The sequence below is a fragment of the Vallitaleaceae bacterium 9-2 genome, from assembly GCA_038396585.1.
Taxonomy (GTDB): Bacteria; Bacillota; Clostridia; order Lachnospirales; family Vallitaleaceae; genus UBA1351.
In genome coordinates this window covers 2,215,034-2,228,158 of sequence record CP121691.1, presented here as the reverse complement: position 1 = coordinate 2,228,158, position 13,125 = coordinate 2,215,034, and the positions used below count along the sequence as shown (strand labels likewise).

The window sequence follows — 13,125 nt, the reverse complement described above, 5'->3', positions numbered from 1 at the left end:
GGGAGTGTTTGACCTTTTTGAAAGGAGTAGTATATGAAGAAGAATGGTGCAGAAATCGTTGTTGAATGTTTAAAGGAACAAAATGTGAAATACTTATTTGGATACCCTGGAGCAGCTACAATTAACATTTATGATGAACTGTATAAAAACAGTCAACATATCACCCATATTTTGACGGCGCATGAACAAGGAGCTGCACATGCAGCAGATGGATATGCAAGATCATCAGGTGAAGTTGGAGTCTGTATTGCAACATCAGGCCCAGGAGCGACCAACCTTGTTACAGGAATTGCAACAGCCTACATGGACTCCGTACCGATGGTAGCCATCACAGGTAACGTTGAGGTCGATAAGCTTGGAAAAGATAGTTTTCAAGAAGTCGATATCCAAGGAATTACCATGCCGGTCACTAAGCATAACTACATGGTCAAAGACATTAATGAATTGGCTCGCGTAATTCGACAAGCTTTTTATATAGCCAAATCCGGTCGGCCCGGCCCGGTCCTTATTGATATCCCTAAGAACTTAACATGGGAAGAGGCGGATTATGAATATCAAAAGCCTATTGAATATAAGCCATCAACATTAACAGAACCTATATCTGAAGATATCATTACAATGATAAATGAAGCCCAACGACCGATGATCCTTGCAGGTGGAGGTGTTATTCGCTCAAAGGCCAATAGACAACTTATAAAATTTGCAGAAAAGATAGATGCTCAAGTTGCGTGTACCCTTATGGGAATTGGCGGTATGCCATATTCACATCCAAAGTATACAGGTAATATCGGAATGCATGGATCCTTGGTTTCAAATAGGGCGATACATGAGACGGATCTTTTGATTGTCATCGGAGGGAGATTTAGTGACCGTGTTGTTGGTAAAGAGAGCGGATTTGCAGCCAAGGCTAAGGTACTCCAGATAGATATTGATCCAGCAGAGATTAACAAGAACTATATTATCGATGCCTCAATTACCGGAGATATAAAAACAACCTTAGATATTTTGGTTGAAGACGTTAAGCAGCAAGACCATCCTGAATGGACCAAGTATGTTGATGAACTACGTGCCACAGTAGGACATAAAACCCATAGTGATAGTTTGAATGTGCCCTATCTATTAAAATGTATCGCAAAATATTCCAATGAAAATACTATTGTAAGTACCGATGTTGGTCAGCACCAGATGTGGACGGCGCAACACTATCCCTTTGAAAAGCCTAACCGTTTCTTAACAAGCGGTGGACTTGGTACTATGGGATATGGACTAGGTGCAGCCATAGGAGCTCAACTTGCCAACCCTTATGATCAGGTCTTAATGATAACAGGAGACGGATCCTTTAAGATGAACTTTAACGAGGTGTTGACAGCGACTAAAAATAAGCTGCCGATTAAAATATTTGTCATGAATAATCGCGCTCTAGGGATGGTACGTCAATGGCAAGACTTGTTCTATGATCAGCGTTTTTCAGCAACCCACTTTGATGAAGACATGGACTATATCGGATTTGCCATGTCCATGGGGGCAGAAGGTTTTATCATTGATTCAGTGGACTCCGTTGATACGGTATTACAAAAAGTATTTGAATCAGATAAGACGGTGGTTGTTAACTGTATCGTTGACCAAGCATCCAACGTATATCCAATGGTTCCTCCAGGAAAATCAATCTATGAGGCAATTAGTGAATAAATAAAAAAACGGAAGATAGGTGATAGACAATGCCCATTAAGATACCCAATGATTTGCCGGCAAAACAGATTTTACAAGATGAGAATATCTTCATCATGGATGACAAGCGTGCAATGCATCAGGATATACGTCCTTTGCATATTGCCATCCTCAATCTGATGCCTCTAAAAGAGCAGACAGAGACCCAGCTATTACGAATGTTGAGTAATTCACCCCTGCAAATTGAGGTAACCTTGTTGATGCCAAAAACACATCAATCCAAAAATACCCCGATTGAACATCTGCGTTCGTTCTACACAACTTTTGATCACATAAAGAATAAAAAGTTTGATGGAATGATTATAACAGGAGCACCAGTGGAGAACTTGCCTTTTGAAGAGGTAACCTATTGGGAAGAGCTAACAGAAATCATGGAATGGACCAAGAAGCACGTAACCTCCACCTTCCATATCTGCTGGGGAGCGCAGGCAGGACTCTATTATCACTACGGTATTCATAAGATACCTCTAAAAAATAAGCTCCATGGTGTGTTCAAACATTCTGTCAGTGATCCATACTGTCCGTTGGTACGTGGGTTTGACCATGAATTTATGGTGCCACACTCGAGACATACGACGGTATCGGTAGATGATGTGCTAGAACATGATCAGATTCGCTTGATTTCAACATCAAAAGAAGCCGGACTATACATTGCTGTATCTAAAGACGAGAAGCAGATTTTTGTGACAGGTCATTCAGAATATGATTCAGATACCCTTAAGCAAGAATATGAACGGGATCAATCCAAGGGGATGAATCCGCATCCTCCGCACAGGTATTTTCCTGATGATGATGTATCCAAAGAACCGGAATCTACCTGGAAGTCCCATGCGCACCTTCTATACTCAAACTGGCTAAACTATTACGTCTACCAGATGACACCATACTTAATGGAAGAAATCGGTGGAGAATAAGACTCAATATAAAAACGCTGAAGCCCATGAAAAGGCTTTCAGCTTTTTTTTGTACAAAAGGGGCATCTGTTGTTGGAAGATATATCAAAATATGGTAAAATAATAACTAGGTGAGTAAATTATTGATGGGGGAAAATCAAATGGCGAGCTTAATAGCACCAGAGCAATCATTTTTAACCAAAAAATACAGTACAACAAAATATAGAATACACAGACCAACGCAGAATAAAAGTGTCACCAAGGCCTTACTATTTATTCCATAAAGCAGTTGGTCTTCTTTGCGTATATAAGATAAAACAAAAGTATATAAACGCATCAAAACCGTAAGTGTATTGTCGCAATGCGTCAACCCTGCAATAAAATGCATATTGTCGCAATGCGTAAACCCATATGGCAAAGGGGGGATTGATGCAATGTAGAAACAGTGGCGTTAGACAAAACATGAGACTTGGTTTCGAAAGGAGAGCACAATGAAGTACAAAATGAAGCGGTATGTCGAACGCATTAGGGAACTGATTGATGAAGCAGATGATGTTCTAGATTCAACAGTTCAGGATACATATGGTGATTATATAGGTGAGAAAGTGACCCTAAATGCATGGCTTACCAAAGTTAAGAATATAGTGCAAGTCGTTTTTGGAACTCATAGTATTCATAAGCGTGAGTTGAACAAGTTAACTGGGCAAGTTTCCAAAACTTCGCACGTCAAGGCTATAAAAGGCTTACTAATTGGAGCGCTTGATGATGTTGAGAACGGTTTTATAGAAGGTCAGGAGTTTGTAATAGCCGGCGAGATATTTGATAGTGTGCTTGAAGAAGCAAAGCACTTGTTGAAAGCACAACATAAAGATCCTGCTGCTGTTTTGGGACGTGTTGTAGTTGAAGATACTTTGAAACGAATTGCAAGGCGTGAAGATATAACTGAAAATCTTAAAGCCGCGCGTCTTAATGATGAGTTGAAGAAACAAGGAGTATATTCTACTCCACAGTGGAGATTGATACAATCATGGCTTGATGTAGGTAACTCAGCAGCACATGGAAAGTTTGATGATTATGATTTTAATGATGTTGTGAATATGCTTAATGGAATTGAGCAGTTTATGGCAAATACATTTTAAACTTGGCGTCTCATAATTCGTCTAACACCCGTTTTACGCTATAGGGCTCGCTAACCGAGTCGGAATCGCATAAGGCGTTCGCAGGCTCACAGCCATAAGCTCATCCTGTAAGCTCCCGTACAGCGTAAACCGGCGGTCCGTTAGTCGACATAATTGATTCGTATAAGTGGAAAAAGGGAGTAGTTATGATTTATAAAAAATTGAGTGATGAATTATGTATGCACGAATTAGGAAGAGAGGTAAAAGAAGGGAAGAGTAAAGAAGAGATAACAGGGGATATTATTTTTACTTTTTCTAGCTTCTTTAAAAACAAAGAAAATCTTAAGAGATATTCTCTTGATTTTCTTGTGCATGATTGGATTAACTACAATAAGAACAACTATGAGGGTTTACATGACCATATACAAGAAGTTGTAGATTATCTTAACTCTGTGAAAGCAGTAGAACCGGATTCAGTATATAAAGCATTTGCAGAGTTTCAAGAATTGACAACCGAAATGGGAAACAAGCATTGGTCTTTGTGTATATTACAAAGAGACTTATCTGAGTTAGAACTGTTTGAGTATATTACAGAAGTGTTTGGATTGATAGAAAATATCGGTGAAGTTATGCTGAAAGTTTTTCTTGGTTTTCTAGTCTATATCAAGAGGCTAAAGGCAAATCCAACAGTAGAGTTAGATAAAGTGATGAAGTTATCATTTGGTAATATTTATAATGAATTCAAGACATTAGGTATATTAGCGGATTTTACCTGTTCTGAAATTCATAATGTTCCATTAACACAATGGAGGAATATTGCTTGTCATAAAAGTTACAAAGTAGTCGGAACATCAATTAAGTGTGCTTACGGAAGAAACCTAGACAAGGAAGTTGTTGTAGAAGATAAGGAAGAATTGCTAGAGATATCAGTTTTGCTTAATACATTGTCGCAGATAGTTAATTTTGCAACTAAGTTCTTTTTATATGACAATATCTATGAGATTTCACCTTATTATCAAGCGGTTACAAAGACATCAACAATTAGAGATGAAACATGGCAAATGTTATTTCATACAGAATTATTTACTAATGGATTTGAGCTCATAAACGTAAATGATGATGGAATGGTGGTTACAGTAACAGTACAAGAAATGACAGACCAAGATGTGAAACTTCGTTCCGTTAAGGCTTCAGCGTTCTTATTTAAGTTATGGGAACTTACTAACAGAACCAAAGTGGCTATAGATTATATAGATAAGAGTGGTGTGGCGTACTTAAAATCTCAGACTACTGCTACTGTATGTAGTGAAATAGCAGTTGGAAAGAAAGAATTTGTCTATTTGGCAGAAAAAGCTGAGTTTATTAGACTTTAGCCCAGTTTATCTAAAGGGGTCATCAATTACGTCGACTAACAGCATGTTGACAACATGGACAGGAAATCGGAAGGATGTCCACGTCGTCAACATGCGAAACGTTAGAGGAAACGATCAACTATTTTAAAGGAGAGTATGATTATGAGTATAAATATGAACGTGAAGAACATAAAATCCATCAAGGAATTCGAGTTTAATATTCCAATGACTAAAGGATTGTATGCAATTACAGGTGAGAATGGAACAGGAAAGAGTACCATTATGATGGCAATGTCAACATCATTCTATAATCCAATGATGTATCATTATTTTGGAACGCCTATGCATTCGTCGATTTCTTTTCAATATAAAGGCAATAAAAGAAATATTAGGTCGAAGAAAGGTCAGTGGTTTGATGCGTCAGGTCATCTTGGTATTACGGGCTTTTATGAAGGTAGTTTAACATTTGGGAATAGGTTTAAAGATGTTGATTTTAAGAACTTAAAGAAAGTATCTAAAGTGAAGGAAAGTGAACTTGAAGATGCACCGCAGTTTGTTAAAGATAATCTTGGCGAGATACTGAGAGATGATAAAACTTACTACAAAGACCTAAGGGTCTTAGGTGAAAATTCAAAGCGTAAATATGATTTAATGAGAGCTCTTTATTATAATTATGAAAATAATAGAAGGGTAAATCAACTTCATATGTCTACTGGAGAAAACTTGCTCTTAAGTATACTTCAATCTCTTCATATACGAATAAGTCGCGAGAATTATGGAACAACGCCAGCATTAATATTGCTTGATGAGATTGAGTTGGCTTTACACTCATCAGCATTAAGAAGACTTGTTTTTTTCTTAGAGAGATTGTCAGAAGAACATAATTTTGTAGTAATATTTTCAACTCATTCTATAGAATTAATAAGAAATATTGACCATAGCCGGATTTATTTTTTACAAAGACATACTGACAAATCAATTGAAGTAATAAATCCTTGTTATCCAGTCTATGCAACTAGAAATCTAGAGTCCTCTAACTATGGACATGATTATATTTTTGTTGTTGAAGACAATCTTGCTCAAGCTATTTTAAATAGAATTCTCTATAAAGAGAGACTGCTTGGTAATAAGAGGGTTTTAGTTATTCCAGTAGGTGGTTGGGCTGAAGTAATACGTTTCACATACGATATGATTAAATCCAATCTTACATTGAACACAACAAAGATAATGATTGTCTTGGATCGAGACATCAAAGGTCTTGTACCAAACTTTATGAACAAAAACAATATTGGGTTCGCTAATCCACCTCATTATCTACCAATAAAGAGCTTAGAGAAGTACCTTGTTGAAAGATTAGTGTTGAAGGTTGATCACTGTTTCTTTAGAGTGATGAATGATTACGTTTTTCAGAATAAATCTTTATCGGATATTGTATCTGAATATCAGACTGAAGTCAAAAACGGAAAGATAAACGATGAAGAAAAGATTAAGAACGGTAAGGCGTTTTATTCAAAGCTTCAGCATGAGTTAAGGCAGATGAGAAAACTAGAATCCGTTTTATCCGATTCGGTTGTAGAATATTTATTTGAAAAACCTGATGAAAATATGAAAGCATTGACAGAATTTTTGTGTACTAATTTATCAAATTGATGGGATTGGTAGCTTCCGTTGATTGCTTCGTCTAACAGCGCATTGACAACATGGACGATAAATTGGAATGATGTCCACGTCGGCAACACCCGGAACGTTAGGCGAAATAAATTCTTCGATGATGAGGAATAAAATAAACGACAAATTTTAAGGAGGTATTTATGAACACAGAATTTAAATTACCAGGTTCAAGTTATGAGGAACTTGAAAAGATTATACTTGCTTATGGACATGCGAATGGAGAAGCATCACTAGACGATTTGAGTCAAAGATGTGGTGTACCATCTACACAAATTAGTCGAAATAGTGGTTTTTTATTGGCTACTGGAATAATCGAAGGTGCAAGAAATAAATCTATCACAGAAAGTGGCAATGAGTTATCTCGTGCTATTGAACACGGAATTGCAGATGAGATTCAGAGATTGTGGAAAGATATTGCCATCGAAAATGATTTTTTCTCAAAGATGCTTTCTGCAATAAGGATAAGAAATGGCATGGATATTCAAAGTCTAAAGAGTCATATAGCATATTCTTCTGGTCAGAAGAGTAATAATTATGTGAAAATTGGTTCTAGTACAATTATTGAAATTCTTAAGCTTGCTAAACTTGTTGAGGAAGAGGAGGGGAAGATCGTTGCTATTTCTGATATCGAAAAAGCTGCTATAAATAAGGAAACTCATCAAGTGATACAAGAGCCTGTTGAACCAGATAAACAAAAATTTACAATATCTAGTAATTCTAACAATAGAAATCAGTTAGCTATAAATATTGACATAAATCTTGATATAAAAGTAGAGGATTTGGACGAGTTAGGTACTAAACTAAATAAATTGATTTCCGATTTAAATCAACAAGTGAAAGTCAATATAGATGAATGAAGTAGGAGGTAATTATGAGTTATGTTATTGTACCTACTACAGCTGAGAATATTGTAACTGCGGCGGAAGCAGTTAATTTATTTAAAAATGGATGTACTAATCAGGAGTTGGCAGATTTTTTGGATATTCCTTTAGCTTCTATCAGCAATTCACTTGAAATGTCTGTTCAATTAGGTCTTCTAAAGATGAATTCTGGTGATAATAAATATTATTGTGATTCTATGCTTACCAAGCATTTGGCTACAAATGATGAGAAGCTAAAATCATCTGTTATCAGAATTTTGCTTGAGGAATTTGAACCGTTTAAGTTTTTTACAATGAGGTTAGAAGTAACGGGATTTGTCCACATAGCTGCTGAACAAGTTAAAGCTTTTTACTCCTTAGCAACACATCGTGATGAAGTAAGAGATACGTTGACTAGTCTAGGAACATATGCCAGAATCCTTGTTTCGGAGGGCGCTGGTTTGTACAAAGTAAACTCATCAAATGAACAACATATTCCGTTACTTGTGGTTGGAGAATCCGTACTTTCAAGAACTGAAGCAGAAGTTGAAATAAGAAATAGATTAGGTGACAGAGTATGTAATTCAGTAAGTAATACTGATGTTATTGAACCACTTATCACCTCATACTTAAAGATTGTGACAATAAGCAATGATCCAAGAGGCGCAATACTCCACGCAGGAAATGCATTTGAATCATTTCTTAATAAGTTTGGGGATGATAATAGTGTGAATATGAGTGGTGCTAATGGGATAAATGCCAAGATTGATAGATTGTCTTCGAGCAATAAGATACTACATAAACATAAGTTCATGTCAAAGTATTTAGGTCATATTAGGAATGCTTGTAATCACGGTCCTGATTCAGATATTGGTCAAGCATGGTCGATAACTTCTGACACGAGTGTAGAGTATTTCTTCGTAGTGTTGTCATGTATAAGGGATATACTGAATGCCAGCTGGAATATTTATACTATATAGTAAGTTGGAATTTACTTCGCCTAACACACTGTTCCCTACATGCGCAGGAAATCGGAGAATGCACACGTCGGGAACAGTGGGAACGTTAGCTGAAATAATAACTAGTTTGTAGGAGGAGTTATGGAGTTAGAAAGAGATTTAATGGATAAGTTTTTAACTTATTTATTAGAACATGGTTTTCCAGAGGAGAGTCTCTTAACTGAGTATAAGGCAGGAAGAGGGAGGGTTGACTTAGCTGTGATCGATACAACGACGCAACTACCTATAATGCTATTTGAATTGAAATCTCGTAAGAGAAGAGACTTTGTTAGGATGGGGACCGATCAACTTAGGAGATATGTTCAAGAACTAAATTTACCAGAAGAAATCCCTACTTATTTGGTATTTCCAAAGGATGTTGATCCATTCTTTGAAGTTATTGAAGTAGATGCAAATATTAGCAATCTTGATGTTGCAGAATATAAGTCCGTGAAGAGTATCGATTATAATTTACAAAGAAAGGCAAGACTAGCAGAGAAAGCAAATAAGGCTGAGAAGAAGAAGGAAGAAGTTGTAGATCGATTTTCGCTAGTAAGTTGGATTTTAGCTGGGATTCTATTTGGAATTGGAGTAGGGTCAAAGATATGGTCATTTACTCTTTCAGCAACAGATTTAACATTGCTCGGAGCAATTATAGGTCTTATTATTGCTCCATTCGCTAGTAAGATTAAGTTTTGGGGTATTGAATTTGAACGATTTAGGAAAGCTAAAAACAAGTAGTGTAGACCGCCGTTATTACTTCAGCTAACACATTGTTCCCAACATGCGCAAGAAATCGGAGGATGCACACGCCGGGAATTGCGGGAACGTTAGATGAAACCCTACAATGTAGTTTCCGCACTACGTCCATGTAGTGCTAGTATTGGGTTAAATGAAGTGACTGCAAATAGTGAGCGTCAAATTTAAATCTGAAGTGAAGAAATCATTGGAACAAATACAACTAGTTTTTGATTATTAATGTAAGCGTATTCTGAGTAGAAATTAATGGTTCAACTTATTATAAATAGTAGATATCCACAATCATATCCTGTAATGCAGATGACAGAAGTAAGGATGTTGATATGTGGGAAGCGAGGAGAAGAATTATGAAAAAGGTAATAATAGGGTTTATTTGTTGTATGCTATTGACAGTAGGTACTCAATTGGTTGTAGCAGAAGAAGTTTCAGATACTCGTGATAACATCAAATATATTGATGAATTCCTGATGTCGGAAATTGATAGTGAAGTAATTTTTTATAAAGGTGAATGGTATGCAGCAACATCAGATATGACAGCGATAAAATTTGATGGAACAAAGTACACAAACTTAAGTGATCAGTTTTTTAATGGAACTGGAGTTTCCGGAATTCGATACAATGAGTTTGATGATACGTTATTATTTTATGGTGAGAAAATAATAGAATTTGATGGGAGACACGTAGTTGGACAGATAGATATACCGCATTATGTAGATAGTTTTCGGTATTATAATGGTTATATTTATATTACGCCGTATCTAGATTTAAACATTCAAGAAGTTTTTCAAGTAACAAATGAAGGCGGAACTTGGAAAACTGAAGAATTGAATTTTTATACAAGTGATAATGTTGAAATAGAATCGGTTATATCTGCTCATTTTAACCAAATACAATATATTGGAAATCGGTCATATTCTATTGTTGATTATGTCCAAAAAAATTCTTTGGGAGGTGTGGATTATCATTATGGGATATTCTATACTGATGACCAAGTGAATTGGTATGGAATCAATCAGACAGCACATGAACTTGATGATAGTAGATATAGAGGATTATATAAATATGAGGAAAAAATATATATGGTTAAAAATTCTGAATCAGTAACGGTGTATCAGTTTGATGGAGAATCTGATTTTGAACAATTATATTCTATTGATGCGGATAACATTGTAGAGGCGTTGGATATATCAAATCAGTTGGATGTGTCACATTATGATTATTACCTTGAATATTTCAATAGTTGGAATACAGAAATGCCAGAAAATGCCTTTATTAGTGAAATAGAATCAGCATACTTTCAAGAAGATGAAGATATGTATTATGTTCAGTATGTCAATGGAGATATCTATACATCCCGAAATATGATGGAATGGCAGTTTGTAGGAAACGAAGATACCAATAAATTTGATTACACTTATATTGAAAGAATATCTGGTCATGAAGGCGGGAGTTCTGATGGTGATTACTATCTTGTTGCTAACGATGATGAGCCATACAAAATCGCCCTATATGACGAAAAAGAAGGATATGAAATCCTTGGTAGTATTGATATCGAAGTAAATATTCATGCAAGTGGAGATGAGTTTCAAGCAGTACCAACCCATGAGAAACTAACATTTAATAAATATATATATTATGGTATGGAAATGAGTTGTGTCAATCTAAGTACAGTCGATAATGGATGGCGGTTGATCTTCAGATATAGAAATAGTACGCTGAGTCTTGTTCATTATTATATCATCGAATCTTCAGATCTGAATAATTGGGTATTGGTTGAGGAATACGATTGTCCTAGAACTTATGAATATAAAGGAGCAGCAGGTTATAGCACACATTTTAATACGGTATATCAATTGGATAATGGACAATACTATACAAGGGGTGCTTATGGTTTCTTTGCTATTTCAGAAAACCTTATAGATTGGGAAATAAAGACTGGAGTAAGGCAGCAACTTGAGGTATTAGGAGAAAATTATGGAATAGAAGATATTATATATGATAATGGTACTTACAAATTATGGGTTATGGATTTTGGGAATTCAAGCAGTTATAAGCCATCGGAATATTATTGTATTGAGACTAATGATTTTGAAAATTTTACAGTTAAAGAACTCTTTAGTGAAGCAGAATCAGTATGTAATTATGAGGATGGCGTATATAGGGTTATCGGAAATTCTGTTGTACATGAAAGTAATAATTTGACAGATTGGAAAGTTGTAGAAAAAACTTTTGATGAAGATACGATTTTATATAATAAAAACTTCCGATTAGATGCAAATGCAATGTTTAAACTAATGAAAAATAATGATGATATTATTGTAAATTATAACAATGAATTTTTAGAATTTACAGTGAAGCCAACCGTAGTAGAGGGAAGAACGATGATTCCGCTTCGTGATATTGGAAGTAGCTTTGGATATGACATTGAATGGGTTGATGAGACACAATCTATTATACTGAGTGATGGGGTTAATAATGTTGTAATGCAGATTGATCTTCGTGAAGTTTATGTTAATGATCAACTTCACGAAATCGATATACCGCCAACATTAATAGAAAATAGAACCTATGTACCGGTAAGGGCAATTTTAGAAGCTTTTGATAAGTCTGTTAGTTGGGATGGAGATCTGAAGGTGATAACAATTCAGTAGCGGTCAGACAGGTAGATTTAATCAAGTTGGTAGAATTGATGCCAAAGACTCACAAGTTGTCTGAGGCTTATAGAATTTACAGCAATAGAGTGATAAGAATCATCCCTACAAACTAAAATTTGTAATTGAGTTTGAAGTTGTCATTAGAGTCGTCACTACGCCGTCCATGGCTTCGTTCCTCGGATAGGTAGGGCTACATCTAACACGACAATTGCCATCATGCACAGACTGGGATGATGGCAATTGCGGGAACGTTAGATGAAACCCTACCATGTAGTTTCCGCACTACGTCAATGTAGTGCTAGTATTAGGTTGATATGAAGTGATTGCAAATAGTGAATGTTAAAATTTGATTTGACCTTCAGTTAACTGTTGGAAATGGGTAGTGATAATAAGACCAGGAGATTAATTACATGAAAAAAATATTAAGTATATGCATATTTGTAATATTTATATTGTGTGGATGTACTTCAAACGAAGAAGTGATTTCTAAATTTAGCATAGAACCTACTGAGACTAATATTTACGAGTCGAAGGTAAAACATTCATATCAGGTTGAAGTTTATCATATTGATAATATCGTTATTAAAACTGTGGTTATGGATAAATACGAATTAATAGATGGCAAGTATGATAATTTAAAAATGAAAAAGGAGTTAGCGGATAAAACCTTTTCTAACGAAGTGTTTGATGTAAATGGATTTAGCTATAGTAGTGAAATTGAGAGTAATTATATTGTGTTAAATATGACCTATGACTTTGAGGCGATGGATGTAGAGTCTTTATTAATTAATGAAAGCCAGTTAGTTGATATAGTGTATCTGAATGATGATTATGAAGTAGTATACTCAATTTTAAAGACAGATTACATTAAGGCAGGATTAATATGCGAGGAATAGAATAAAAAATTCTATTTGATGGTGAGGGACTACATTATCCTATCCAGGGCCTAACAAAACAAAGTTATTATTACTACAAGAGGTAACTCTTGTAGTACCTGTGATAAATTTTTCTGAAATTTCCAAGTGAATGATTAAGGCTTTAAAAAGCAATATAAATTCACATCAGGAAAAATTACAATAAAATTTTTAAGAA

10 protein-coding genes are annotated in these 13,125 nt (G+C 35.5%); all 10 read left to right on the top strand.

The features are described 5' to 3' along the window. Positions 1–33 precede the first annotated feature (33 nt). The 10 genes from ilvB (at position 34) to QBE53_10475 (ending at position 12,929) form a co-directional block, all read left to right on the top strand. Positions 34–1,689 carry a biosynthetic-type acetolactate synthase large subunit gene (gene ilvB, locus QBE53_10520; protein ID WZL80238.1) on the top strand — a complete coding sequence of 552 codons (1,656 nt, stop codon included), beginning with the start codon at positions 34–36 and terminating at the stop codon, positions 1,687–1,689. A gap of 29 nt (positions 1,690–1,718) precedes the next feature. Beyond that, positions 1,719–2,642, top strand: a complete 924-nt coding sequence (gene metA / locus QBE53_10515) for a homoserine O-succinyltransferase (protein ID WZL80237.1) — start codon at positions 1,719–1,721, stop codon at positions 2,640–2,642. Between the two features lie 470 nt (positions 2,643–3,112). After that, a complete protein-coding gene (locus QBE53_10510) occupies positions 3,113–3,760 on the top strand; it encodes a hypothetical protein (protein ID WZL80236.1) in 648 nt (215 codons plus the stop codon). Between the two features lie 185 nt (positions 3,761–3,945). Next, positions 3,946–5,112, top strand: a complete 1,167-nt coding sequence (locus QBE53_10505) for a hypothetical protein (GenBank protein ID WZL80235.1) — start codon at positions 3,946–3,948, stop codon at positions 5,110–5,112. Positions 5,113–5,253: 141 nt separating this feature from the next. Further along, a complete protein-coding gene (locus QBE53_10500; protein WZL80234.1) occupies positions 5,254–6,741 on the top strand; it encodes an AAA family ATPase in 1,488 nt (495 codons plus the stop codon). Positions 6,742–6,902: 161 nt separating this feature from the next. Continuing rightward, positions 6,903–7,619 carry a hypothetical protein gene (locus QBE53_10495; GenBank protein WZL80233.1) on the top strand — a complete coding sequence of 239 codons (717 nt, stop codon included), beginning with the start codon at positions 6,903–6,905 and terminating at the stop codon, positions 7,617–7,619. A gap of 14 nt (positions 7,620–7,633) precedes the next feature. After that, complete coding sequence (locus QBE53_10490) at positions 7,634–8,602, top strand: hypothetical protein (GenBank protein WZL80232.1); 969 nt, start codon at positions 7,634–7,636, stop codon at positions 8,600–8,602. Positions 8,603–8,722: 120 nt separating this feature from the next. Further along, positions 8,723–9,361, top strand: a complete 639-nt coding sequence (locus tag QBE53_10485; protein WZL80231.1) for a hypothetical protein — start codon at positions 8,723–8,725, stop codon at positions 9,359–9,361. A 365-nt stretch (positions 9,362–9,726) separates the two neighbouring features. After that, entirely contained in the window at positions 9,727–12,030 is a 2,304-nt protein-coding gene (locus QBE53_10480) for a copper amine oxidase N-terminal domain-containing protein (GenBank protein WZL80230.1), read from the top strand. A 413-nt stretch (positions 12,031–12,443) separates the two neighbouring features. Beyond that, positions 12,444–12,929: a hypothetical protein gene (locus QBE53_10475; GenBank protein WZL80229.1), complete on the top strand. Its 486-nt coding sequence runs from the start codon at positions 12,444–12,446 to the stop codon at positions 12,927–12,929. Positions 12,930–13,125 lie beyond the last annotated feature (196 nt).